Raw genomic sequence first — 24,113 nt, forward strand, 5'->3', positions numbered from 1 at the left:
GTTATCGATTTAAGGATGTTTTTAATTGTGTAACCAATTATCACAAATGAATACTTAAATATGTGATTAAAAAAATTCATCTACTTTTTTGTGAAAGGGTACCCGAGTTTAGCTGAGCTTTTCTTCCGTACGTAACATTGGTGTCACAATGAGATTGTATAGTACTAGCAAGAGGTACCTAATACTTTGAAACAATAGCTAGTACTAATGTGCAAGAAAGGCAGTGGAGAATTGAAAAGAGTAGTTCTTGGCAGTATAAAATTCTTGATTATAGTAAGCATAGTAGTAGCAGGAATAGTTGTATACTCACTTAAAATAGAGCCAAAACGTCTGATCACAAAGGAATATGAACTTAAGTTCTCGTCGGGAGGTGAGAATTCTATAAGGGTAGTACAGTTTTCAGATGTCCATTTAGGTCCGAATTATTCGCTAGAGCAGCTGGAGAGACTTGTAGACCGAATTAATAAACTCAAACCTGACCTAATCGCTTTTACAGGCGATCTCATAGATGTAGCATCCGAGTTCGAGGGGCGATCAGAGATAAGTGGAATACTTGATAAGCTAAGTAGTAGATATGGAAAGTACGCCATTTGGGGGAACCATGACTATGGAGGTGGCGGCGTCAGGTTTTACGAAAAGATTATGATAGAATCAGGATTTAAGCTACTTACAAATCAGAATAGCAAAATAGAACTTGAAAGTGGAAAAGTATTAACTATAATAGGGGTGGATGATGCCATGCTTGGAAACCCCGATGTTCAAAAGGCGTATTCAGGTGTTGACGATCAGGGGGCTAAGCTTCTTCTGTTGCATCAACCGGACCTTGTGGACGAAATAGGGTATGATAATTTTGATTTGGCACTGGCAGGACACAGTCACGGAGGGCAGGTCATTGTTCCGACGCTTGGTCCCGTGGTGACACCTCCTCTTGCAAAGAAATATAGAAAAGGAATGTATCAACTAGGAATTCATACTCATCTTTATGTGAATAGCGGAATCGGCACTACGAGGATACCTATTCGATTTTGGAGCCCTCCTGAGATATCCGTGTTTGACATAGCTATATAAAATTTTTTTTAGATTGTTTTTGTACTTTTGAAGGCTTCTCCTGAGTTGACCAAACTTTTGTGATGCCTTTTTTGTTTTTCTTTTGTAATAATATGGTTTTGGTCAAAGTTTCTAACTCAAGGGGGAAAAAATGAATATTCTAATCGCAGATGATGAACCGCAAATGGTTAAGATACTGTCAGCATATTTCAAAGAGGAAGGCTTCAATGTCCTGGGAGCTAGGGATGGACAGGAAGCATTGAATATAGCTGAATCAACCAAGATTGACTTAGCCGTTTTAGATTGGATGATGCCAAAAATTGGTGGAATAGAAGTATGTAAATATATAAAGGGAAATAGTCAAACCAAAGTTCTGATATTAACAGCTAAAGGTCAACATGAAGATGAAATAAAGGCCTTAAATGGAGGGGCTGATGAATATATTAAGAAGCCATTTGATCCACGAATCGTAATATTAAGAGCTAAAAAGCTCCTGAACATTGGTGAGGAAATTAAATTCAGAGGTATTAGGATAAAGGAGAATGAAAAAAAAGCATATAAGAGCAATGAACCCTTACAACTTACCAAGATTGAATATGATTTATTACTGTTCTTCATTAATAATAGGGGTGTTATTTTATCGAGGGATAGGCTTATTGATATAGTTTGGGGTATGGATTATGAAGGGGATCATCGAACAGTAGATACTCACATCCGAAGATTAAGAACTAAAATAGGGGATGACCTTATCAAAACCTATAGAGGCATTGGGTACTGCCTGGAGGTGAAGGAAGATTAAAATCGGAAGCAAGTTTTCAGTTGGCATATCATCCATTGTAATTTGCACGTTTATTTTTTCAATACTCATAAATATATTCCTGGTAGACAGATATTACATTTATGAGCAAAGAAAGGTTTTAGACAAGGTAGCTAACGAGATAATCAGTGTACCTGAAAGTGGTTTCTTAAACGAATTGAAACAGATAGAAGAAGAGTACGCCGTAACTATTGTTCATTCAGAGATTAGTGGAAGTTTGAATCAACTTAATGAAAAAATAAAATTAGAATTTGAAATGAAAAAAATAAAGTTAAATAAATTTTGGATTACTGAAAGTACGTTAACTACTTTGCAGGAGAAAAGCGTCAATAAGATATACGATCAAGGTGTAAGCAAATATAAAGTTTTAACTAAATTTATAAAAATTGATAATACGATTATCGCCATAGGATTACCATTACCACATATGGAAGAAGCAATCATAATCATAAATAGATTTAATCTATTTTTGATGACCATTTCAGTCATATTAATTGTTTTCTTAGTAGTAATCATATCTAAAAAAATTACAAGGCCTTTAGAATCCTTGAAAAGTTTGTCTCAAGATATAGCTAATTTAAAGTTCAGGAAAGAAGAGATTACAACCAATGATGAGGTAGGAGAACTTGCGAAAAGTATAAACAGTATGAGTGGAAAATTAGAGAAAGCCCATAATGAAATCAACGGCCAAAATAAGCGATTGAAAGAATTAATGTCAGATGTGTCCCATGAACTAAAAACGCCACTATCAATAATGAAAGTGTATGAACAGGGGATAGTGGACGGTTTGGATGACGGAACATTTAGAGATGTAATTGAAGAACAGATTGAGAAAATGGATGTATTAATCGAGAAGCTTCTGTTTTGGACAGAGTTAGAAAATAGTTCATTAAACAAATCTACTTTTGATTTAGGTAAAAGGGTTATAGACATGACGGGAAAATACATGCTGATACTACAGGAAAACTGTATTGATTTTTCATTAAATGTAGATGCGGACAAGGAATATTTTATCAATGCAGAAAAAGAAGCAATAGATGTTGTACTCGATAATTTAATTACTAATGCTATTAAATATTCCGATGATAAGCGTATTGAAATTACATTAACTATAGACACTAATATCGTCAAGCTTACGATTGCTAACGGGGTTGGCGCAATTGACGAAAATGATTTAGAACATATATGGAGACCTTTTTATGTATTAGAAAAATCAAGAAGTAAGGAGCTTTCAGGTACAGGTTTGGGCTTACCTATTATCAAGACCATTTTGGATAATCACAAGTTGGATTTTGGGTTTGAATTAAAAAATAATAAGTTAGCTTTTTTTGTAACATTCGCGTAACACACCCCGGTTACTCTAGTTATGGAGGTGTGATACATGAAAAAAATTCTATCAATCATGTTAATTGCTGCAATTGTAACAAGTGTTCTAGTAGGGTGTGTGAACGACAAAAAGATACCAATCAAAGAGGTTAATTCAGGAAAAGATAATGTGGATTTTAACTTTAGTGTGGATCCAGAGACCCTTGCGTTTGAGGTGGAGTCCAATGGAATTACTGAAAGAGCATCGGAACCACTGGAGAAAATGAAAGTTTCAAATTTAAAAGACAGTGGAGATACTATAACTTGGACCTATTTAGAAAAGGCAATTGATGTTGAAATAGAAAAAAAGATAAGTATGTAGATGTAACCATAAAATCCAACAAAGATGAAGACAACATGTTTGCATGGCCAAAAGTGAAAGGTGATGGATATATGCTCCCATTAAATCAAGGGAAGCATATTCCAAGCAATGATCCAGTCTGGAAAGATTATTTAAGTGAAGAAAAAATGAAGGTGATTGAGGCTTTCTCTATGCAGTTTTTTGCAGTTGATAAAAGTGCGTATTCGCTAGTCTATATAATTAAAAATCCTTATAATAGTGAAGTTGTTTTTAATACAGAAAATGATATTGAGTTTACTTTTAATCATGAGTTTCCAGCGATTAATAAAGTGAAGGAATATGGTTTTAGAATATATGTAACGGAAAAAAATCCAGCAGATGTTGCAAAGACCTATAAAAAGTATTTGGTTGAACAGGGTGACTTCAAAAGCTTGGCGGATAAGGCTAAAGAAAATAGTGAAATTGAAAAGCTTTACGGTGCACCCCATGCTTATTTTTGGGACAGAACTGTTATTTCAGAGGAAAATATAAAATGGGCAAAACTGAGAGACAGTTTCCCCGAAAAACTGAGATTATGGATTCAGGAGTTATTAACTACTAAAGTTGAAGATGGATCAGATCTTTCATCGGCCTTTGATGATTTAAATAACTTAGATTATGTAGACAAATACACTAAAAATAGAATAGTAAAAGGCTTAAGTGCCGTAATGCAACTAAAAGAATTCTATAATCCGGAAATATTTACTGAAACAGATAAAGAAACTCAGGGGCTATTAAACAGGAAAATAGAAAATTTAAATCCTGTTGAATTAATTGACCTAAATAAGAGATTATTAAAAAGCGTACTTGGAAATGTAGTTGACCCAATAGAGAAGTGGGCAGATGCAAATACTGTAGATGTGATAAAGGATATGAAGGATTCAGGGTTAGAAAATATGTGGATTGGACTTGATGACTGGCAGGAAGGATTTATTAAACCAGAGTTAGTAAAAGAAGCAGAAGACCTTGGCTATTTAATTGGCACCTATGATTCGTATCATTCAATCCATGAACCCGGTAAAGAGAAGTGGGAAACTGCTAAGTTTAGGGATACTTCACTTTACGAGAATGCAACTGTAACCAATAAAGATGGAAACAAGATTGAAGGATTCCAAGGTGAAGGTAGAAAGTTGAATCCGACGCTTGCAATGCCTAGTGTAGAAGAAAGAATAACTTCGATTCTAGATACTGGTCTAGCATTTAACTCATGGTTTCTAGACACCGATGGCACTGGGGAGATCTATGATGACTATTCGCCAGAACATATTACTACTGAAAAGGATGATATCCAGGCTAGAATTAAGAGAATGGAGTATCTGCAACAAGAATGGGATATGGTAGTTGGAACTGAAGGCGGAAATGATTTTGCAAACAAAACGATTGCCTTTGCACATGGAATAGAAACGCCAGCATTTTCTTGGATGGATGAGGATATGAAAACAAATAAAGAAAGTGAGTACTATGTAGGGAGATACTATTCGAGTAACGGCGGAGTTCCCGAACTGTTTTCTAAACAAATACCTGTAAAGGATAAATACAAGAAGTTATTTTTGGATTCAAACTACACGATCCCATTGTATAAGTTGGTTTACAACGATTCAGTAATCACGACTTATTGGTGGGGATGGGGAACCTTAAAATTGGAAGATGAAATATCAAATAGGATGTTGTATGAGATACTTTATAATGTACCTCCTTTATATCATATAGATAAAAACGAGTGGAAAAAACATAAAGAAACAATCGTAAGACATTCTAAGGTATGGTCAAATTTTAGCAAAAAAGCAATAACAGAAGAAATGACGGATTTTAAAATCATATCAGATGATAGATTAGTTCAAATGACTGAATATGGTGAAAAATTAAGTGTAGTAGCCAATTTTTCAGAAGATGAATTTAATTATCTAGGCGAGAAAATACCAGAAAAGTCATTATTAATTATTGATGGAAAGAGTAAAAGTATCTATACGCCGAAAAATTAGATGTTGCATTTAGCACATTTTAATTGCTTATTTTTAATGAGACTTAAAAATAAATCAGATGACTTTTGACATGGAGATATTTGTGATGAATATCCGTTATTTACTGATCGATACGCCTGAAACGAACACCACCTTCGACTTGGGAAGCAGCCGTTCGGAGAGGAAGCGAAAGAACGTACTCATGAGCTATTCAACAGCGGATAGCGAGAACTATCCAAACGGCGTAAAGAAAAAGCATCCCGCCTATTCGGAAAAGGGGTGGCTTTACGTGTGAACGTTGATGTTATTGAGGATTCCCATTGAACCCCGAATTGTGTTAGAATCCGTTACTCAAAATGAAAGAGATGAGAATGACAGCAATAATGCTGTCATTCTCATCTCTTTCTAATTAAAAGGTGGTTGACCAAACTACCCTTTTATTTTTTTATTGAACATTCTCGATACCATGAAAGTAAAGACGATAATTCTTTTGAACTTCTTCTTGGTTTTTCACTTTCAACTTACCTTCATATAGGGATTCCCCTGTTATTAAATCGCCTATAAAAATGGTATGCCCGTTAGTTGTTGCATGAATAATATAGAATTTTCCATTCATTACCTTAATGTAAGGTGCCTCCTCATCATCCTTATTATCTACTAAATCAAATGATAGTTTTTTGCCCCATTTGTCGCTTTCAATGTCATACAAATTGACTTCTATACCATTAGATGTCTGTGAAGGAATAAAGAGTGTAGAATTAGAGATAGCGGATGAACCACCTAAAGAACCAAGTTTTTCATCAGAAGCAACAACTTTTTTAGATTGATTAGTTTCTATATCGTAAACGATGAATTCATTCGCGACTAATTTCGGTTCACCGTCTCTATAGATTTTTTCATCTTCAAAAGCCTCAATTTTAACTAGAAGGTATTTTTGCCGCTGAATAGAATAATTATCATTTATGATTCTTAAATCAGAATAACCATTCTCTACCGTCGGAGTAGAAGCAATCGTGTCATCACTTAAAAGCTTTTGCTCTTTCATATCAAATGTATAGACTCGTAATTCATCTCTAACACTACCACCTATACGAGAAGCACGTGTAATGACCTTTAATTCACTATCTATTACTTGAACTTCCTCAACTTGCATCCAACCGTAATTTTCTTTTTCGGATACATCCAACTGGATTGACGTAATTTCGTCCGTTTTTTTAGTTAACACTTCAATATCAAAGCTAAAATCATTCATATGGGCATATGCTACAAAATTTTCGTCTTCAAAAAAAAGATGCGGACTTAAATCCTTACTTCGCATAAAACTCCTATGCTTTTCTACCAATTCTTCAAGATCAATCGGAATACCTGTTCTTGATATTTTTTGTGAAAAAGATAAATTAGTTGGATTGAATGTTTCTTCACTTGTAATTTGTAAAGGTTGAAACTGGTAGGGAAGATCTCCTAAATAATCACCGTATAACACTATATTTTTCAACTCATCCTCATTGCCATTTACTTTTTCAAATTCAATTTTTAAATGCTCATTTGTAGCTAAACTTGATTGTATATAAAAAGTTCCAATCACAATTAACGTAGCCAAACAAATCGAAATGATTTTCCAATAGCGTTTCACTTATGTAACCTCCCATCAAACTCTTATTTTATTCTTTAGTAGAAAATTACCTATCCAAATGGCGCAATCTAAAACGAGAAGACCTGCTACTAGTTCCAGGAAAAATAGTTCTATTGGATAAAAATAATTTCTTAAGATGAACCCATTAACGAATAGAGGTGCAAAGAAGATTAAAAGGGAACCAACACAATAGAGAACGCCATAAATAATCCCTTTAATACGGAACGAACGTTCAAACAAAATCGCCGTAAAAACAATACACACCGCTAGCATTCCGCCAGCATAATAAAGAACAAACTCTATAAAAAAGCTTGGCAATAATACGTTTAAATTGTGGAGGTTGGTAATTTCATAAATCGAAAGATCGGTACGAAACTCACTTGGTACCACCCACTGTAAAACTTGACTTTCAACTGGCAATAATACTAGTTGTAATGCAACAAGACCTAAAACGAAGAGTAAAATCGTTGTAGCCTTTGCAAAATAAATAGTAATGCGTGCTGTTGGCAACATGAGTAAACGATAACTAAATGTATTTTTTCCAAGCCAATCACGATACCAAATAAAAAAGACATAGATTATTAATACTACAACACAAAGCATAATGGGGAGCAGAAACCAAGCTGCCTGAGTAAAATTATAGAAAGAGATATTCCCATATTGTTCGATAAACTGGTCCTTCGTCATTAAATCCTTATACATTAATTCATTTGCCCGATTTAAATAGGCCCGTGATTGAACAATCACCGCAATGATTTGCGAAAGAATCGTAATGCCAAGTAAAACGAGGTAAAGCTTTAAAAATCTATTCACTTCGAAATTGACTAACTTCAAATAACGATTCATGCTTGATACACCTCTCTCATTACATCGATTACCGATTTCCCCTCTTTTTAACTTACTTCTTCTGTATCGAATTCTTTTAAAACTACGCCGTCATCTAGTAAAACAACTTTATCAATTAAATGTTCGATATCATTAATTTCATGTGTTGTGATAATAACGCCACGATTTTCAATTAAATGACTCGTAAATACATTGGCAATTTGCTCACGGCTAAATATATCAATTCCTGAAAATGGTTCGTCCATTAAGACATAATCGACATCCATTGCCAAACCAAGTATAAGGTTCACTTTTGCGGAATTGCCTTTTGAGAGTTCAGAAATACGATCCGTTTCGTTTAGTTTGAAAAACTGGAGCAGTTCAGTGGCACGTTCCTGATTCCAACAGTTGTAAAAATCAGTCATAAATACAAAGGTGTCCCGTATTCGCATTTGCGGTAACATCGTTATTGTATCTGGTATAAAGGTGATTTTTTCATAACTCCCTTTATGAATTTTTTCACCATCAATGAGGATTTCACCTCCATTAATAGGAGTTAAAGCCATAATTGCTTTCATAATTGTTGTTTTCCCAACACCATTAATGCCAATTAGACAAGTGATTTTCCCTTTTTCAGCAGTAAAAGAAACGCCATTTAATACTTTTTTCCTGCCGAACTTTTTTGTTATATTTTTTATTTCAATCACAAAGATCCCCCCATTTAATTATTTTCCCTTTCATACGTATTCTTCACTAAATCCAAAGCCTCGTGTACAGGAACATTGATGGATCGAACCGAATGAACAAACGTATCTACAGCCTCTAAAATCAATTCTTCTCTTACTATTTTGAGCATCTGCGCATCCCTCGTAATGCGACTTGGCAAATTCCCCTCCGTAAAAATCAACCCTTGTTCCTCCATTTCTTTATACGCTCGCTGCGCCGTATTTGGATTGATTTTCAGCTGATTAGCGAGTTCCCTTCTCGATGGAATCTCCTGACCCGGTTCAAAGTAACCTGTTGCAATTTGTTCTTTAAATTGCCGAATCACTTGCACATAAACAGGATCACGATTATTAAACTTTATATCCATAAACCCAACTCCTAAAAAAACATAATGGTTTTACGCCTAACCTGTACTAAGGGGGTGATACAGTGTTGGCAAAAATAATGGACGAAACACTAGTTACGATGACTGTATTAAGTGTCTAATACTTTTGCGATAAAAGAATGCGTCTAGAAAAGCAATATTATGTATTAAAGCATTTATACAGTAATCGCAAAGAAATGCCACGTAATACATTCACCTGTCCTACAAACAATGTGTATTAATTGGTTGATACACATTACAATTTGTATTATATCCTTAATACACTTTTACTGTCAACCAATAATATCCATTTCTTCTTGTTCGAGGGTTCTTATTGAGTCCTAAATTGCGTTAGACGTTGGTTGTTATCTGAATTTCGAGAAACGTGCAACACTTAATCTTTTTGCGAAACTCCTTGACATGCCCGCTAAACGTGATAAGATTCAAATCAATTACTTTTGTACAAAAGATAATCATTAAAATTGAATATATTTGAGAGATGGTCCAGTAATCATATTGTGAGCAGCAGCAAGAGACTGAATGGTAGGTGTGAATTCAGGCAGCAATATGTATGAAGTACGCCATCCGATTTTCTCAACAACTAATGAAGTGGATGGCCAGTCCAGAACTGGTTCATCAATTAGGGTGGTAACGCGGAGAGCTTCTTCGTCCCTTTCCAAGGGATTGAAGGGGCTTTTTTGTATCCAAAAATAATACACAGTTTTAAACCATCGAGGAGGATTTCATCATGTTTCGAATAAAGGAAGTTATTTCACCCACATTTCTAGAGGCGATAACACTTATAGCAGCAATTGTAACGATAATTAGTGTTAGTATTGTTCAGTTTGGTGCAGTTCCACATTTGCCAATTTTGTTTTCAATATTACTATTAATTTGCTATGGTCTGCTCAAAAAGGTTTCGTACCGCAAACTTGAAGGTGGCCTGGTCGAAGGAGCAGGAGCGGGTATGAGTGCAGTATTCCTGTTTTTCTTCATCGGTATTTTAGTTAGTAGTTGGATCATGAGTGGGACGATACCGACGCTAATCTATACCGGGTTTAATCTAATTACACCGTCATTTTTCTTTGCAATTGTTTTTGTTGTTACTGCAATTGTTGGTGTTTCAATCGGTAGTTCGTTGACGACGGTAGCAACAGTAGGGGTAGCATTTATTGGGATGGCGACTATGCTCGATTTGTCACTGCCTATAGCGGCGGGTGCAATTGTTTCCGGAGCATTTTTTGGAGATAAGATGTCACCCCTGTCGGATACGACAAACCTGGCCTCATCCATTGTTGACGTCAATTTGTTTGAACATATTCGAAATATGGGTTGGACGACAATCCCGGCATTTATTTTATCGCTGATTATCTTCGCTTTATTATCACCAAGTGTCACATTAAGCGATGTTGATAAAATTGCCTATTTCCAAGATGGCTTGTTGGAAACAGGGATGATTCACTGGTATACGGTGATTCCTCTTGTTGTTCTCTTTGTTCTGACGATAATGAAAGTCCCGGCGTTAATGACATTGGCGTTAAGTTCCATCAGTGCGATTATCATTTCCTATTTCCATCAGAGTTTCAGTGCTCCAGAAGTGTTTAAGATTTTATTCGAAGGCTTTGTTTCAACGACAGGAATCAAAGACATTGACGAATTACTTACTCGTGGTGGCATGCAAAGTATGATGTTTACAATTGGTTTGGTGTTGTTGGCACTTAGTATGGGGGGATTGTTATTTACACTAGGAATTGTCCAATGTCTACTCGGGAAAATTGAAAGTCTTTTGAAGAAAGTTTCCTCTGTCATTGCAGCGTCTGCGTTAACGGCGATTGGGATTAATGTGTTGATTGGTGAACAGTATTTGTCGATATTATTGACAGGGCAAGCTTTCCAATCACAATATGAAAAAGTAGGGTTAGCGAATAAGAACTTGAGTAGAGTGATGGAAGATGCGGGCACGGTTGTCAATCCGTTAGTACCGTGGAGCGTTTGCGGTATTTTCATTACAGGTGTGTTGGGTGTCGCAACAGTAGACTATTTGCCATTCGCATTCTTTTGCCTGTTGTCTCCGATATTAACAGTTCTGTTTGGGTTTACTGGGAAAACATTGACGTATCTGACTGATGAAAAGGTAAAAGTGTAAAAAGCGAAGGAGCACACCTGTTAGGGAGTGCTCCTTCGCTTTTGGAAATTAATAAAACATTCAAAAGCCTATTATTTGTAGATTATGGAACCATTTGTACATGAACAACGTATAAGTAGTAGGGTTGTTCCATATTGTGGCGAATATAGGAGGTTATGTTGTATTTTAGGGCATATGAATTATGAGGCTTTATAAAAAAATGCATGGAGTTTATAAAGAGATTTTCATAAGACGATGAAGGTATTTCAGAGGCTGATAAAGCGTATTTAGATAGAATATCAATACGAAACCGCTTCGGACTAGTCGCTATGTTAATGGCGGGGTTTCATTTACACTTGGGCCTGTTTACGGTTTTCTGCCTGTCATATCACTCGCTTTTTGCATGTTGACTTATAAGACTTTTGAATAAGGGGGGCAGTTATATTCATGAAAATGGGTCGATTAGTACTCTTTATAACTTTCCTTCTATTGGTAGTATCAGGCTGTCAAGAAGCTTATAAAGGAAATCCCACGCCGAAAGATTTTCTTGGAAGTAGTGATGCGGATATTTTTGTTTTAGATAGTATCGTCTACTCGAAGGCTCGAGATCTAGAATGGCTAAAAGAATTATCCTATGAATTGGGTGAGCAAGTGGGAGAAATAACAAAAAAGACGGACAAAGCATGGAACTTTAAAAGTGGTACATCTAATAAATTACCTGTTGGAACAAAGATATATAAAACGGATACGCCCGCATATATTGTAATAGTAGACGGTAAGGAAATACCCTATATAGGCATGTATGAAGGGTAGTTTTGGGGATTCTGTTGTAGTTAATGGACATTGGGGGGAAGTCAGAAATGAAAAGAGTAAATGTTGTCTATGCACTTATTTATAAAGAAGATGAGCAAAAAGTACTGATGGTCAATAACAAAGGTAGCGGCTGGTCTCTTCCCGGCGGTGACGTTGAAGATGGGGAAACGTTAGAGCTGGCAATTATTCGTGAAGCCCAAGAAGAAACAGGTTTGACAATTGAAGTTGACCGTATCGTGGCGGTGAATGAAGCATTTTTTAATGCAAAAGGGCATCACGCTTTATTTCTAACATTTAAAGCAACGATCGTATCCGGGGAATGCTCGATTCAAGACGAAGAAGAAATTTTAGAAATAAAGTGGGTAGATTTGCCGACAGCGAATGGCTTTATGCCTTATCATCCTGGCGGAGTAGAAAGAATGCTTAAATCATCTTCGGCTTATACAATTCAAGTGTAATGGGAGGGATGCTAGAAGATAGAATAGAATATGGGATTAGTCGATGGTGAAATGGAGTGGCAAGAGTTATGGAGAAAAGGTATATTCAAGAATTATTAAGCGTATTAGTTTATAGAGAATACGAAATTTGAACTTTTTCATTGGAGTAAGGAAAAGGAACTGATGAATATGGGGAGGAGTAACGACATGTCATTTGTCTCTTCAATTATTCAGGGCAATTTCTAAGTATTCTATAGGCTTTATAAACATTCTAGTTGATTAAAAAAATGGATTTTTACCGTTATCATAATTAATTCATATACTAAAAATAAATAACAAGGGGATGTAATGTATGGGACTGTTATTATATTTAATTATTGGGGGAATCATCGGTTGGTTTGCAGGGTTAGTCGCAGGTAAAGATATGCCGGGTGGACTCGTAGGAAATGTGATTGCTGGTATCATTGGTGCATGGATTGGAAGTAGGTTGCTAGGGAATTGGGGTCCGAAATTAGCTGATTTTTACATTGTACCTGCCATTGTCGGAGCACTTATCATAGTGATTGTTGTTAGTTTCGTTATGAAATCCATGCGTAGGAGATATTAATCTCTTCATGATTGAAAGTTATTTGATGGCAAGGAAATAAGAAAACGCTGACTAGTTAAGCTCAGCGTTTTTTAATCGTAGCTTAGAAAATCATAAGATCACGTACTGTGGATAAGCTGCGACATAGAGATTTTACGTCCAGACTCCAGCGCCTAGAGGCTCGGGTCATAAGTCGGTCCGGCTGTGCGGCAAAGAACGCCGCTTCGCCAGCCCGTCTTATGCCTGTCGCCCCTGAACAGGCACTTGCGCTTTTGTTCTTTAGAAAAGTAGGTATCGAATGTATTTGTTAATTATATAGTCGACACTTAACAATTAGAGTGTTCTTCCAACACCGCTTTGTCGCTTGGTGATGGCCTCACGCAATAAGCCCGTCAGAAAGGGATGAACTGCATCCCTCCTTGGTCTATATTGCTCCGGTGCTTGCAGGATGCGGCGATATTGGGCTGTCTATCATTAGTGTCGCTCCTTCGCTAGATTTGTTCGTTATACGGGTGAGGTATACCGCCTAGTTAATTCTAATAAGTAGTGCCAAATATATTAGTCCAGCGAAAACCTCTCTCTATAATTCGTCGCATCCTTCAATGCTTTTTCTTCTGCGGGAATCCGCACGGATAACATCCAAACATTCAGCAATGTGAAAATGATTGCTGTTAAATAAGCACCAAACATGAGGGGAAGCACCAAGAGCTCAGTCGTCACAATTACATAATTCGGATGGCGCACCCACTTATACGGGCCTTTCTGTACAACGTCTGCACCTGGTAAGATGATGATTTTTGTATTCCAGAACTTCCCGAGCGAAGTAAGGCACCAGATCCGTGCTACTTGCGCCGTTAGAAAAATGACGAGAAGTATAATCCATATTGATGACAGCGACCTGTCGAGCAGAATGACTTCTGCAAGAAGGGAAATGAAAAAGGCTATATGCATGGCAACCATAATGGGGTAGTGGGCGGCACCCGCTTCGAAAGCCCCTTGGCTGCGCATCCATTGCTCATTGCGTTTCGCAACAACAAGTTCAACAAGCCGCTGTAAGATAACGATTGAAATGACAATGGCAAATAGCATCTGCAAAACACCTCATTCCCATTTCAATAACAGCAGTTCACCACAAAATCCAGGGCCGAGTGCAGCCATTAGTCCATACTCACCGGCAGCAGGTTCACTTTCCATGAACTTCTCTAACACGTAAAGGATAGTAGGGGACGACATATTCCCATTGTGACGCAATACATCACGCGAAATATCCGTTTTGTTTTGATCAAATCCTAGGGCTGTTTCATATGCTTCAAGTATTTTTTTTCCACCAGGATGTGCGACGAAGTGTGAGATATCGTCTTTTGTTAGCCCATGATCACCGAGGAATTCATGGACGAAAGGTCCGAGCCAATTTGTTATGATAGCTGGAATGCTTTTTGAGAAAACAACATACAGTCCAGTGTTTTTCACATCCCAGCCCATAACATTTTCAGAATCGGGCATCAGTTTTGACGTGGTTGCAATAACCTTGGGCATCGCTTTTTTGACCTTCACCGAAGATTTATCCCCAGAAACCAATGCGCAAGCAATCCCATCAGAAAATAGTGAGACACCTACTAGATTACTTTTTGAATAATCGTCTTTCTGAAACGTCAAACTGCATAATTCAGCAGAGAGTACAAGGACATTTGCTTCCGGAAAGGCAAGGCAATACTCATACGCCCTGCTGATTCCAGCGGCCCCTCCAGCACAACCAAGCCCCCAAATAGGAACACGTTTTGTATCATCCCGAAAAGGAAGTCGGTTCATAATACGTGCTTCAATGCTCGGCGTTGAAATCCCGCTACTTGAAATGAAGTAAATGGCGTCAATCATAGACGGTTCAATCGGTTCATCAAGCATGTCATCCCCTTGGAGGCATGACAGTACAGCTTGTACGCCGAAGTCGACAGTATGTTGAATGTATAAATTATTGCGCTCTTCAAAGTCATGCTCTTTTCCATACCATTCTATAGGCATACAGACATTCCGCGTTTCGATATCGCCATTTTGAAAGACTTTTAAAAGCCTTTCAATATCATTATATTTCTCACTAAAAAGTGATCGAGTTAACTCAACTGCTTGTTGCTGTTTCACTTCATGAGGCGGTTTGAAAGTACTGACAGAAATAATTTTTGGCATAGGCTACCTCCAGCTTCATTAATAGTACTCATTACCTTAATATGACTTTACCAAACATTAATACTGAGCATGCCCACCATATAAACAGGATACTTCATGTAAAATGGAGGAAATGAAGGTAGGGGAGAAATTTCATGTCCATAAAATTAAGCATTTTAGACCAATCGCCAATTTCCGAAGGCAGTAACGCAGTAGAATCGCTAAAACACACAGCACAACTTGCACGAAAAGCTGAGGAATGGGGCTATACGCGGTTCTGGGTTTCCGAACATCATGACGCAACAACACTGGCTGGGTCATCACCTGAAATACTTATCTCACATCTTGCATCTGTTACGTCTTCAATCCGTTTAGGGTCAGGTGGTGTAATGTTGCCTCATTACTCGGCTTATAAAGTAGCTGAGAACTTCAAACTTCTTGAAGCACTTTTTCCAGGACGGATTGATGCTGGGGTTGGCCGCGCACCGGGTGGAATGCCGCGTGCGACATATGCACTGCATGATGGGAACTACCGAGATGTCAATAAATTCCCTGGACAAGTGGATGACCTGCTCATGTATTTGAATGACACAATGCCAGCAGAGCACATATATCAAGGCTTGAAAGCAACGCCCATCATTGAAGAAGCACCACCAGTTTGGATGTTGGGATCAAGCCAAAGTTCCGCACTTCTCGCAGCAGAAAAAGGGTTGCCGTATATGTTTGCACAGTTCATCAACGGAGAAGGCGGCCCTTCTTACGCGAATCACTATCGCAAAAGATTCCAACCTTCTGCATATTTGCAAAGGCCAAGGCAGGCAGTTGCTGTCTTCTTCGCCTGTGCGGAAACGGAAGAAGAAGCGGAGCGAATTATCTCTTCACTTGATTTGTCCATGGTTATGCTTGAACAGGGAATGCCCTCAGTTGGAACTCCTTCACCCGACAAAGCGCTTACTTATCCATATAGTCATTATGAACAGCAACGGGTTATCGAAAATCGCAAACGGATGATTGTCGGTACGCCAAAAAAGGTCCGTGCTGAGATTGAAAAAATTGCAGAAGAATATAATGCGGATGAAGTGATGCTTGTCATGATTGCTTACGATTTCCAAGATAAGCTGAAATCCTATGAATTGATTGCTAAGGAAATGTTAGTCTGAACGATTGTCTACACTTCAACGTACGCATAACTTGTACAAAAGATGACAGAACGATGAAAAAAGCTTGTCGATAGGCTGCTGGATTTCATTCAGGGAGAGCAATGTATTTCAATTTAAGATAACAGCATAGGCGAGCACTGCCTTTTGGCGGTGCTCTTATTTTGTTTTTTTGAAATCTAAGAAACTGTATAAAATAGCCCGTTAGAACTGACAAGAATAGTGAAACTGATTTGATAAAAGTAAGGAAAGAAATTTAAAAGTAAACAAAAAGAAAGAGCATGTTTTGAAAGGAATTATTCAAAACATGCTCTTTCTATCTTCAATTGAATCATCGATTAGGACGGAATTTAAGATACTTATTGGTTTATTAATTGATTATATATTTGATAACAGCCATTTCTTTACCGAACCTATCACCATCATCAATAAATCCCAAACTAGAGTACAAATTATGAGCTCCCAAGTTATTTGGATGATAACCTACTACAATTTTTATTGCATTTAGCGATATAGCCATTTCTGATATCATTAGTTTAGTAGCGGCTTTACCTATACCTTTGCCTTGGAATTGCTTATCCACCATTATTCTATATACCCAATAACCATCAAGTTCCTCTTGAACAGAATTGTACATCAAAAAACCAACTACTCTTTCTTCAGCATAAATAGCATATGGCTTTAACGTAAGTTCAAACTTTGATTGAGCTATTGATATTGCATTTGGCTCAATATATTCTTGTTGTTCTTTTGATACCTCTAATTCACAACAGTCATACCAGTTTTCTGCATTTAGTTCTACAATTTTCACATTCTCTGTACTCATAATTTTCCCCTTTCAAAATTCGGGGAAACACTAAACCAATTTGTTAATTAGTCGCTATCCCCTTGTAGTCGTCAGTAATAAAAGTGATTTTGTTTGTCATAATGAACGCCTCCTCTTACTATTTCTCCCTACTAATTATCAGATAATTTGTGAGCATTTTGATTATATCATATTAATTGTCATAAATATCTTTTTTCTTCTACTATATATTCAGTACTACCTATTTGGAATAAGATGGGTGATATAGCTCGTCCATATAACGAAAAAATCTAGCGACAAGGCGGTGTTGGAAGAACATTCTATTTGTTAAGCACCGACTATATACTATTGCTCTTATCAAGGCGAAAATGAAAACATATTGCATATATACGTCTTACCGTTATGGAAAATTGTGGTAGAGTGGAGGGAGATACGATTAATAAAGGGGGTTAGTTTATTGTCTATTTTAGGAATTATACCTTTCTTACTGTATTTAGGTATTCTAGGATTTGGTATTTATGCAGTTGTTGCTATTATAAAGTCCGCGAAACAAAGGAATGAATACCTGAAAGAAATACGTGATGAAATGAGGAAAAAAGTATAGAATGCCGACGATGCTTTAAACTAGAAAATATTCATAATGAAAAGAGCTATTTTATGGGGGAAAAGCATTGGAATTGATTATTGGAGTTGCTCTTGTACTGATTGTGTTTTTTTCTTCAAACACAATTGAGAAAAGTTTAAAGACCATTGAAACGCAAAACAATCGAGTAATAGATCTTTTAGAAGAAATAAGGGACAAAAAATAACGATACTGACAAAAAAGAGCCCAACCGATTATGGTTTGGGCTCTCTTTCTATTTTTCATAAGATGCTTACAGGTTATTTTCTTACTTATCTACAAGTTCCGTACACAACTTTTTTAAACTTTCTTCGAACTTCAAATCACTCTCTTTTGAACGCTTTTTTGGGCCGCGTAGTCGTCCGCCAGCCATTCGAACTTTCTGGGCGGTATGGCGAGCATATAACAGCTGGTCAATATTGTCTTCCGTATAGAGTCGCCCGTTTTGGTCAATTGGATGCCCTTTTTTTGCAAGCACCATCGCGGCCAAACCATAATCTTGTGTAACGACAATATCATCTTTCTGTACACGATTTACAAGTACAAAATCAACTGCATCCGCCCCCTTAGAGACGATAATAGTCTCTGCACCATCTCGATGCATTTCGTGGGTCGTATCGCAGATAAGGATGCAGCGAAATCCGAAGGTCCCCGCTATTCGGATCGTTTCTTTCACAACCGGACACGCATCCGCGTCGATTAGAATTGTCGTCATAAAGCAGCCTCCCTTTATCTTTAGTATGCCAGATTTTATGAATAAAGAACTCGTTTTGTATTATTCTTTGGTTGTACCTGAAAAGGTTAGTTCAAAAATCGATGTACCAACAATTTTGGCGACGTTAACAAGACGGGCCTTACTTAACTTTTCAATTGTGTCCTCTGGCGTATGATACCACTCTTCCACTGGATCATAAATGAATAACGCTGCGTCGATTCCTGCATTATGAAAAGGTGTGTGATCGCTTCTGTCTCCGAAGTCGGTCTCGATTGGGTCACCATTTAGTGCTTCGTTCGCTTTACTTGCGGCTTTTGTAACTACATTGTCTGAACCATCTATCGTTTGTATTGCTAAATCTCCAGCGTCGGCACTGCCCACCATATCCAAATTGAACATGGCGGCAGAGCGCTTGATTTCATCTTTCGTCAAAGTACTTACATACTTTTCTGAACCGTGCAATCCTTCTTCTTCAGCACCAAAAAATAGGAATCGAATTTCTTTATTTGTTGGAACCGTTTTGAAAATCCTTGCCAGTTCAAGGACAACTGCTGTACCGCTTGCATTGTCGCTCGCACCGGGTGCTTTGTCGACGGAATCATAATGGGCACCAATAAGTATAATGTCATCATCCGTTTCGGAAGTGGGATGCTTAGTGGCAATCAAATTTTGTGATGCAGCTTTGTCAATACGGGCTCCTTTAATTTTAACAGCCGCGCTGACGGGGGTACCGTTTTTCAGAAATTCAACAAGCTTCGTCCCTTCATCATAGGTAAGAGCTAGAGCGGGGATGAAGTCTTTAAAATGCTCTCTACCAAGCGTCCAGTTATCAATTTCCAGTTCATCAGGGAAATAGAGAAGAATAGCCTTAGCACCTGCCTCTGAAGCGAATAAAACCAGTTCATAAAAAGCAGTTTTATCAACAGCGACAAGCGCAATTTTTCCTTTTACATCAATTTTTTTGTAATCCTTTTTCAAGCCATATCCTGCATCGATCAATTGACCGTCGACATTACCGTCCACTGAATATTGAAATGGGGCAGGAGAGAGTGGGCCCGGAAAGTCTTCGACAACTAGGCCATGCGACTCTGGTATGACGTACCTTTCGAAATCAAATGGTTGAACTTCGACTTCATATCCTTCCGACTTCAATTGAGCAGTCAAAAAAGCAGCTGCCTGCATTTCCGAACTTGTGCCAGCTACTCGGGGGTTTTTCGTTAATTCACTTAATGAAGAAAAAATATTTTCAACACTTAATTCCTGGATAAATTCAGTTTGTGCTTTATCAAATTCAGGACCTTCCACGCCAGATGAACTAGCTGAACAAGCTGTCATTAGGATAGAAATTAGTAATAGGAATGGGAACAGCATTTTTTTACGGGTCATAAGATTCCTCCATTCTAATTATGGAAATTATACCATGACGATACAGTTACATTAAAATCGTGACAGGGATGGATTCACAAAGCCAGGCAAGCAACGCTACTAGAGGAAGTGAAACGGCGAGTTCTATAAATAGCAGGAGAATGCCCATGTCCTCTATTTTTATGATAATGAAGGGGAAATTACGACAGGTGACGAAAAGGTTTATAGAGTAAAGAAAAATTTGGAGGGATATATATGTTTAAAACAATCGAAGAGTTTCTTATTAACTGGGGCCATGAAAGTGAATCGACACAGAAAATCCTAAACACATTAACTGATAAATCTCTTGATCAAGAAGTGTCAGCCGAAGACCGTACCCTTGGCCGAATCGCATGGCATATCGTTACAACGCTTGGCGAGATGATGTCACGGACAGGCCTTGATTTCGAAGCAAATCCTCACGATGCAGCTGTACCAACATCGGCTGTTGAAATTGCTGGGGCTTACCGTTCAACAAATGAAGCAATGGTTGCGGCAATCAAAGAACAGTGGACTGATGAATCGTTAGCTGAATTAAAAGAGATGTATGGGGAGCAATGGGCGATCGGAACTGTGCTTGGTATATTAACAGCGCACCAAACGCATCACCGCGGTCAAATGACCGTACTCATGAGACAAGCCGGCTTGCCTGTACCGGGCGTCTATGGACCATCCCGCGAAGAGTGGGCAGCATTTGGTGGAGAAGCACCGGTCGTGTAAAGACATGAAAAAGCTGAGGACACCTGGAAATCGGTGTCCTCAGCTTTTTTTATTTGAGATTAACTAGTTAACATGGAAAACGAGCATATAGGGTTGTAGACCGAGCATATCCGTAAGCAAAACGATCATATACCATTACTCCCGAGCATATCAGTAAGCAAAGCGATCATATACCATTGCTCCCGAGCAAATCCGTAAGCAAAACGATCATATGCCATTACCTCCCGAGCAAATCCGTAAGCAAAACGATCATATGCCATTACCTCCCGAGCAAATCCGTAAGCAAAACGATCATATGCCATTGCTCCCGAGCATATCCGTAAGCAAAACGATCATATACCATTGCTCCAGTCCATATCCGTTCGCCAATCGAACATAAACCATCACCAACCATCCATATCCATGGTCACCCGACCGTGATCCGTCCATTATCCGACTTCAAACGAATCGTATGTTCACCAGTGCCGATGACCGTCCGTGAATTGCGTTCGCCAAATACATCGACTTTACCATGGCCCGTTTTCGTATGAATGGAGACATTTGTTGGCTTGCTAGTTGATTGAATAACAATGCTTCCGTTATCAGTTTGAAAATCAATATTTCGATCAAGGCTGTCCGTCTGAAGTGTAATACGGCCATTATCAGTACTGCCAACAATGGAACCCGTGACATGTTCGAGCTCGATTCTACCATTATCAGACTCAGCTGCAATGCTGTCCGCATCGACATGACGCATTTCAATTCGCCCGTTATCCGTTTTCGCTCGTAAATGATCGATCTGCACCTTATCGATTTCAATTCGTCCATTATCAGTTTCAGCTGTCAACGAAGTGGCAGCAATCTCTTTTAATTGGATTTTTCCATTGTCGGTATTTACACTGACTTTTTTGCAGAGTATTTTCTCAGCAGAAATCCGTCCATTATCTGTCTTCATCGCAATCGATTGATACAGCTTCATTGGAATAATCACGTTAAGGGTCACCGCTTTCATATTGAAATTGAACATGAGTAACCAGTGGCGTAAACTTTTAAGCCTGATGAACAATGTATCGCCAACGACTTCCGCAGTTAGTTTCAATTTTTCATTAGAACCAATCAATTCAACGGTCGTCATCGAACTGTCAGATGGACTGACAAATAGTGCGCCATGCTGGACGTTGATATCGACATTCAAAAACAGGTTATCTTGGATTGTAATGATTTCATTCGTTGACACGATTTCCGCTTTACTTTCCACAAATGAAGACGACTCAAGTAATTCTTCAGCAATTTTCGTAGGAGAGCCTAGGGAGGTGGCGATGTCGTTTTCTGTTTTTCCATCCTCACGGCCATTCGAGAAGTATTCTTGGATATCTTGAATAATTTCATTCCGTTCCTCAGCAGGCAGTTGGTTCAATGCAGTTTCAAGTTCAACTATAAATTGGTTTTCAGTCATTCCTTACACCCTCCTCGATTAATGTATTGACGCCATCCGTGAAGCTTTTCCATTCGTTTAACTGTTCATGAAGATATTCTCGGCCAGCATCCGTCAATGTGTAGTACTTACGGGGAGGACCTTCCGTTGATTCCTGCAAATAGGTCGTGAAATAACCTTCTTTCGTTAACCGACGTAGCAGGGGATAAACAGAACCTTCGGAAATGGAAATCTGATCGGAAATCTTTTGCACAAGCTCATAGCCATAGCGATCTTGCTTATCAAGAAGAACAAGCACGCATAAATTCAACACACCTTTTTTGAATTGTACATTCACTTTGATTACACTCCTTTCACTATAGTTCAATGGACAGTACTATCTCATATAAAGTACTTGTTAACAACAATATATCACACAGTATTATTCATTGCAAGGTACTGTTTTTATCATTTATACAAGTACTTTTCATACCCTCAAAATTTCCGAATATAATTTTGAGTGTTAGCCAAACTAATGCGTAAATCGGAATTGACTCAATTGGAAGAATTGAGAAAATTTTAAGAGGAAGGCAAGTAACGGTGAAATTCCTGGCATTTGACAATGATTTCATTGTTGGCAGTAAGAGCCTGCGTGAAAATCTTTCATTGGGGAACTATAAGGATACAAAATAATTGGAGGTTCTCAAATGAAAAATAATAATCAAAAGAAATTTACAGAAGCGGGTACGGACATTATGGAGGTTAAACGACAAAATGCAGAATCTGGTCTAACGTATAATGAGGTGAAAGAAATACTTGCCAAAACGGGTGGAACTGGAACCGCAATTTATAGTGATACTAATATAGAAGAGGTAAAAAAGAAAAATCTATAAAAAAGATGCCAGGTAACCGAACCGTTTTTAATGGTGTGGATACTTGGCATTTTTTTAGTTGAAATAACTTCAACTTAAGGGGAGATTTTCTTGTTTTGATGGTTTACTTACACTTGCAAGAGCGATGTCACTTAAAATGCTTCAACGCCTCCCGCTTACTAAGCGGCTTTAATGGATGATCCTCCACAAATACTTTCACAAGATCTGGCTCCGTCTTTGCATATTCTCGCAATGCCCAACCAATCGCTTTTTGGATGAAAAACTCCTTAGAATCTGAATGCTGTTTGATAATCTGGAATAATAGCTCGGTATCTGTCTGTTGTTTGAATTTTAATTGATGAAGAATTGCTGAACGGTTTGTCCACATATTGTCCGAAAGAGACCACTCCAACATGATTTTTTCACCATAATCGCGATCAAGTTTTACAATGTGACCTACAAAATGAGGCGCAATTGAATCCACGCTATCCCACCATGACTTCGTTTCAATTAATTGAAGTAAAGCAGGAAAATCATCTGTCGTTAAATGCTTTTTCATTTTTTCAATCAGCGCAATTGCTGCATATTGGTACTCCCGCTTCGGCAGTTCATAAAGTTTCCACACTTCTTCAAACAGCCGCTCAGGTTCAGGCAACGCATATTCCGCGAAGTGCTCTTTCAATAATTCCTTACGTCGAGGACTTTTGATGCCGAGGAAAGGGAAATGATTTTTCAGATAGGCCGTCATCGGTCCAGCTAGTTCATCATTGCGATTGGCTTCAAATAGTTCAATAATTCCTTGATGATTCCATACTGTTTTCAATGAAATTACCTCCTGACGGTGTGATTAAGAAAAGCGTATCAAAAAGAATAACTTAATGCTATATACTTGGCACTATTAATTTAGAATTCAATAGAAACTGTAATAATCTCCTTGTACGATGAATGAATCTAGCGACGTTTCGGTATTGGAAACTGCTTCCTAGTAATAATCACAAAAAACTCACTTACTTTCCATTTGTTAAGTGCCGAGTATATAGATAATATTGAGGAATATTTCTTGAATAAGTAATTTAATCGGAATGAAACAACAAAGTTCTCAATATAGAGAACAGCACTGTGAAGCGAGTAACATTTGCATCACGGGGCTGTTTCAGTAGTGATGCTATCATGTGTTAAATTAAGGAAAAAATAATTATAATAAGTTGAATTTATTGCCTTAATAG

General features: G+C 37.9%; 27 protein-coding genes and 1 pseudogene. 15 read left to right on the forward strand and 13 right to left on the reverse strand.

Going from position 1 to position 24,113, the window contains the following annotated elements; all coding sequences use genetic code 11:
* The first annotated feature begins 231 nt into the window (after window positions 1-231).
* The 6 genes and pseudogenes from AZE41_RS05635 to AZE41_RS23625 all read left to right on the forward strand — a co-directional run.
* Window positions 232-1,068, forward strand: coding sequence for a metallophosphoesterase (locus AZE41_RS05635; RefSeq protein ID WP_197485374.1), 837 nt, complete (start codon window positions 232-234; stop codon window positions 1,066-1,068).
* A 130-nt stretch (window positions 1,069-1,198) separates the two neighbouring features.
* A complete protein-coding gene (locus AZE41_RS05640) occupies window positions 1,199-1,846 on the forward strand; it encodes a response regulator transcription factor (RefSeq protein ID WP_067206628.1) in 648 nt (215 codons plus the stop codon).
* 175 nt (window positions 1,847-2,021) lie between these two features.
* On the forward strand, window positions 2,022-3,209 hold the full coding sequence (locus AZE41_RS05645) for a sensor histidine kinase (protein ID WP_197485375.1): 1,188 nt from the start codon (window positions 2,022-2,024) through the stop codon (window positions 3,207-3,209).
* Between the two features lie 36 nt (window positions 3,210-3,245).
* Entirely contained in the window at window positions 3,246-3,551 is a 306-nt protein-coding gene (locus AZE41_RS23180; protein WP_231885775.1) for a hypothetical protein, read from the forward strand.
* Between the two features lie 35 nt (window positions 3,552-3,586).
* Window positions 3,587-5,551: a glycoside hydrolase gene (locus AZE41_RS05650; protein WP_231885776.1), complete on the forward strand. Its 1,965-nt coding sequence runs from the start codon at window positions 3,587-3,589 to the stop codon at window positions 5,549-5,551.
* Window positions 5,552-5,642: 91 nt separating this feature from the next.
* Window positions 5,643-5,752, forward strand: a pseudogene (locus AZE41_RS23625) (thermonuclease family protein); the annotation flags it as partial.
* A 223-nt stretch (window positions 5,753-5,975) separates the two neighbouring features.
* Here the strand turns inward: AZE41_RS23625 and AZE41_RS05660 are convergent.
* Genes AZE41_RS05660 through AZE41_RS05675 form a run of 4 tightly spaced genes read right to left on the reverse strand, consistent with a single transcriptional unit; the run spans window position 5,976 to window position 9,081 of the window.
* Entirely contained in the window at window positions 5,976-7,163 is a 1,188-nt protein-coding gene (locus tag AZE41_RS05660; protein WP_067206636.1) for a hypothetical protein, read from the reverse strand.
* Between the two features lie 15 nt (window positions 7,164-7,178).
* Window positions 7,179-8,009, reverse strand: a complete 831-nt coding sequence (locus AZE41_RS05665; RefSeq protein ID WP_067206639.1) for a hypothetical protein — start codon at window positions 8,007-8,009, stop codon at window positions 7,179-7,181.
* Between the two features lie 47 nt (window positions 8,010-8,056).
* On the reverse strand, window positions 8,057-8,695 hold the full coding sequence (locus tag AZE41_RS05670; protein WP_067206642.1) for an ABC transporter ATP-binding protein: 639 nt from the start codon (window positions 8,693-8,695) through the stop codon (window positions 8,057-8,059).
* A 14-nt stretch (window positions 8,696-8,709) separates the two neighbouring features.
* Window positions 8,710-9,081 (reverse strand): GntR family transcriptional regulator, encoded by a 372-nt coding sequence (locus AZE41_RS05675; RefSeq protein ID WP_067206645.1) that lies wholly within the window; start codon window positions 9,079-9,081, stop codon window positions 8,710-8,712.
* A gap of 745 nt (window positions 9,082-9,826) precedes the next feature.
* On the opposite strand from AZE41_RS05675, the gene nhaC reads away from it, so the two are divergent.
* From nhaC to AZE41_RS05695, 4 genes are all read left to right on the forward strand, one after another.
* Window positions 9,827-11,224, forward strand: a complete 1,398-nt coding sequence (nhaC, locus tag AZE41_RS05680; protein ID WP_067206648.1) for a Na+/H+ antiporter NhaC — start codon at window positions 9,827-9,829, stop codon at window positions 11,222-11,224.
* Between the two features lie 426 nt (window positions 11,225-11,650).
* A complete protein-coding gene (locus tag AZE41_RS05685; protein WP_067206651.1) occupies window positions 11,651-12,016 on the forward strand; it encodes a hypothetical protein in 366 nt (121 codons plus the stop codon).
* Between the two features lie 47 nt (window positions 12,017-12,063).
* Window positions 12,064-12,474: an NUDIX hydrolase gene (locus AZE41_RS05690; protein WP_067206654.1), complete on the forward strand. Its 411-nt coding sequence runs from the start codon at window positions 12,064-12,066 to the stop codon at window positions 12,472-12,474.
* A 331-nt stretch (window positions 12,475-12,805) separates the two neighbouring features.
* Window positions 12,806-13,060: a GlsB/YeaQ/YmgE family stress response membrane protein gene (locus AZE41_RS05695; RefSeq protein WP_067206657.1), complete on the forward strand. Its 255-nt coding sequence runs from the start codon at window positions 12,806-12,808 to the stop codon at window positions 13,058-13,060.
* A 537-nt stretch (window positions 13,061-13,597) separates the two neighbouring features.
* On the opposite strand, the gene AZE41_RS05700 is transcribed toward AZE41_RS05695, so the two are convergent.
* On the reverse strand, window positions 13,598-14,128 hold the full coding sequence (locus AZE41_RS05700) for an isoprenylcysteine carboxyl methyltransferase family protein (protein ID WP_067206660.1): 531 nt from the start codon (window positions 14,126-14,128) through the stop codon (window positions 13,598-13,600).
* A 12-nt stretch (window positions 14,129-14,140) separates the two neighbouring features.
* Window positions 14,141-15,220, reverse strand: a complete 1,080-nt coding sequence (locus tag AZE41_RS05705; protein ID WP_067206663.1) for a type III polyketide synthase — start codon at window positions 15,218-15,220, stop codon at window positions 14,141-14,143.
* A gap of 134 nt (window positions 15,221-15,354) precedes the next feature.
* On the opposite strand from AZE41_RS05705, the gene AZE41_RS05710 reads away from it, so the two are divergent.
* Window positions 15,355-16,359: an LLM class flavin-dependent oxidoreductase gene (locus tag AZE41_RS05710; RefSeq protein WP_067206666.1), complete on the forward strand. Its 1,005-nt coding sequence runs from the start codon at window positions 15,355-15,357 to the stop codon at window positions 16,357-16,359.
* A 367-nt stretch (window positions 16,360-16,726) separates the two neighbouring features.
* On the opposite strand, the gene AZE41_RS05715 is transcribed toward AZE41_RS05710, so the two are convergent.
* Window positions 16,727-17,182 (reverse strand): GNAT family N-acetyltransferase, encoded by a 456-nt coding sequence (locus tag AZE41_RS05715; RefSeq protein WP_067206669.1) that lies wholly within the window; start codon window positions 17,180-17,182, stop codon window positions 16,727-16,729.
* Window positions 17,183-17,618: 436 nt separating this feature from the next.
* Here AZE41_RS05715 and AZE41_RS23030 point away from each other — a divergent pair, with 436 nt between their 5' ends.
* Together AZE41_RS23030 and AZE41_RS23035 are read left to right on the forward strand one after the other, a co-directional pair.
* Complete coding sequence (locus AZE41_RS23030) at window positions 17,619-17,765, forward strand: hypothetical protein (protein WP_187046972.1); 147 nt, start codon at window positions 17,619-17,621, stop codon at window positions 17,763-17,765.
* 67 nt (window positions 17,766-17,832) lie between these two features.
* Entirely contained in the window at window positions 17,833-17,970 is a 138-nt protein-coding gene (locus AZE41_RS23035) for a hypothetical protein (protein WP_187046973.1), read from the forward strand.
* An 81-nt stretch (window positions 17,971-18,051) separates the two neighbouring features.
* On the opposite strand, the gene AZE41_RS05720 is transcribed toward AZE41_RS23035, so the two are convergent.
* Both AZE41_RS05720 and AZE41_RS05725 read right to left on the reverse strand, forming a co-directional pair.
* Complete coding sequence (locus tag AZE41_RS05720; RefSeq protein WP_067206672.1) at window positions 18,052-18,498, reverse strand: YaiI/YqxD family protein; 447 nt, start codon at window positions 18,496-18,498, stop codon at window positions 18,052-18,054.
* A gap of 60 nt (window positions 18,499-18,558) precedes the next feature.
* Window positions 18,559-19,884 carry a M20/M25/M40 family metallo-hydrolase gene (locus tag AZE41_RS05725; RefSeq protein WP_067206675.1) on the reverse strand — a complete coding sequence of 442 codons (1,326 nt, stop codon included), beginning with the start codon at window positions 19,882-19,884 and terminating at the stop codon, window positions 18,559-18,561.
* A gap of 234 nt (window positions 19,885-20,118) precedes the next feature.
* Here AZE41_RS05725 and AZE41_RS05730 point away from each other — a divergent pair, with 234 nt between their 5' ends.
* A complete protein-coding gene (locus AZE41_RS05730) occupies window positions 20,119-20,622 on the forward strand; it encodes a DinB family protein (protein ID WP_067206678.1) in 504 nt (167 codons plus the stop codon).
* A 125-nt stretch (window positions 20,623-20,747) separates the two neighbouring features.
* Here AZE41_RS05730 and AZE41_RS22580 read toward each other — a convergent pair whose 3' ends face one another.
* The 3 genes from AZE41_RS22580 to AZE41_RS05740 form a co-directional block, all read right to left on the reverse strand.
* Entirely contained in the window at window positions 20,748-20,924 is a 177-nt protein-coding gene (locus AZE41_RS22580; protein ID WP_156475972.1) for a hypothetical protein, read from the reverse strand.
* 104 nt (window positions 20,925-21,028) lie between these two features.
* Complete coding sequence (locus AZE41_RS05735; protein WP_067206681.1) at window positions 21,029-22,057, reverse strand: DUF4097 family beta strand repeat-containing protein; 1,029 nt, start codon at window positions 22,055-22,057, stop codon at window positions 21,029-21,031.
* On the reverse strand, window positions 22,050-22,373 hold the full coding sequence (locus tag AZE41_RS05740; protein WP_067206684.1) for a PadR family transcriptional regulator: 324 nt from the start codon (window positions 22,371-22,373) through the stop codon (window positions 22,050-22,052). Before AZE41_RS05740 ends, AZE41_RS05735 begins: the two co-directional genes overlap by 8 nt.
* A gap of 349 nt (window positions 22,374-22,722) precedes the next feature.
* On the opposite strand from AZE41_RS05740, the gene AZE41_RS05745 reads away from it, so the two are divergent.
* Window positions 22,723-22,908: a hypothetical protein gene (locus AZE41_RS05745; protein ID WP_067206687.1), complete on the forward strand. Its 186-nt coding sequence runs from the start codon at window positions 22,723-22,725 to the stop codon at window positions 22,906-22,908.
* Between the two features lie 127 nt (window positions 22,909-23,035).
* Here AZE41_RS05745 and AZE41_RS05750 read toward each other — a convergent pair whose 3' ends face one another.
* Window positions 23,036-23,710 (reverse strand): DNA alkylation repair protein, encoded by a 675-nt coding sequence (locus tag AZE41_RS05750; protein ID WP_067206688.1) that lies wholly within the window; start codon window positions 23,708-23,710, stop codon window positions 23,036-23,038.
* Window positions 23,711-24,113 lie beyond the last annotated feature (403 nt).

Origin of the sequence: Sporosarcina psychrophila (assembly GCF_001590685.1) — a bacterium.
Classification (GTDB): Bacteria; Bacillota; Bacilli; order Bacillales_A; family Planococcaceae; genus Sporosarcina; species Sporosarcina psychrophila.

Coding starts and splice junctions, on each gene's coding strand:
- AZE41_RS05705 (WP_067206663.1), bottom strand. CDS start 15,220: ATGCCAAAAATTATTTCTGTCAGTACTTTCAAACCGCCTCATGAAGTG.
- AZE41_RS05695 (WP_067206657.1), top strand. CDS start 12,806: ATGGGACTGTTATTATATTTAATTATTGGGGGAATCATCGGTTGGTTT.
- AZE41_RS05665 (WP_067206639.1), bottom strand. CDS start 8,009: ATGAATCGTTATTTGAAGTTAGTCAATTTCGAAGTGAATAGATTTTTA.
- AZE41_RS05720 (WP_067206672.1), bottom strand. CDS start 18,498: ATGACGACAATTCTAATCGACGCGGATGCGTGTCCGGTTGTGAAAGAA.
- AZE41_RS05715 (WP_067206669.1), bottom strand. CDS start 17,182: ATGAGTACAGAGAATGTGAAAATTGTAGAACTAAATGCAGAAAACTGG.
- AZE41_RS05710 (WP_067206666.1), top strand. CDS start 15,355: ATGTCCATAAAATTAAGCATTTTAGACCAATCGCCAATTTCCGAAGGC.
- AZE41_RS05735 (WP_067206681.1), bottom strand. CDS start 22,057: ATGACTGAAAACCAATTTATAGTTGAACTTGAAACTGCATTGAACCAA.
- AZE41_RS05730 (WP_067206678.1), top strand. CDS start 20,119: ATGTTTAAAACAATCGAAGAGTTTCTTATTAACTGGGGCCATGAAAGT.
- AZE41_RS05685 (WP_067206651.1), top strand. CDS start 11,651: ATGAAAATGGGTCGATTAGTACTCTTTATAACTTTCCTTCTATTGGTA.
- AZE41_RS23180 (WP_231885775.1), top strand. CDS start 3,246: ATGAAAAAAATTCTATCAATCATGTTAATTGCTGCAATTGTAACAAGT.
- AZE41_RS05745 (WP_067206687.1), top strand. CDS start 22,723: ATGAAAAATAATAATCAAAAGAAATTTACAGAAGCGGGTACGGACATT.
- AZE41_RS05725 (WP_067206675.1), bottom strand. CDS start 19,884: ATGACCCGTAAAAAAATGCTGTTCCCATTCCTATTACTAATTTCTATC.
- AZE41_RS05690 (WP_067206654.1), top strand. CDS start 12,064: ATGAAAAGAGTAAATGTTGTCTATGCACTTATTTATAAAGAAGATGAG.
- AZE41_RS05675 (WP_067206645.1), bottom strand. CDS start 9,081: ATGGATATAAAGTTTAATAATCGTGATCCTGTTTATGTGCAAGTGATT.
- AZE41_RS05700 (WP_067206660.1), bottom strand. CDS start 14,128: ATGCTATTTGCCATTGTCATTTCAATCGTTATCTTACAGCGGCTTGTT.
- AZE41_RS05650 (WP_231885776.1), top strand. CDS start 3,587: ATGTTTGCATGGCCAAAAGTGAAAGGTGATGGATATATGCTCCCATTA.
- AZE41_RS22580 (WP_156475972.1), bottom strand. CDS start 20,924: ATGGCATATGATCGTTTTGCTTACGGATTTGCTCGGGAGGTAATGGCA.
- AZE41_RS05640 (WP_067206628.1), top strand. CDS start 1,199: ATGAATATTCTAATCGCAGATGATGAACCGCAAATGGTTAAGATACTG.
- nhaC (WP_067206648.1), top strand. CDS start 9,827: ATGTTTCGAATAAAGGAAGTTATTTCACCCACATTTCTAGAGGCGATA.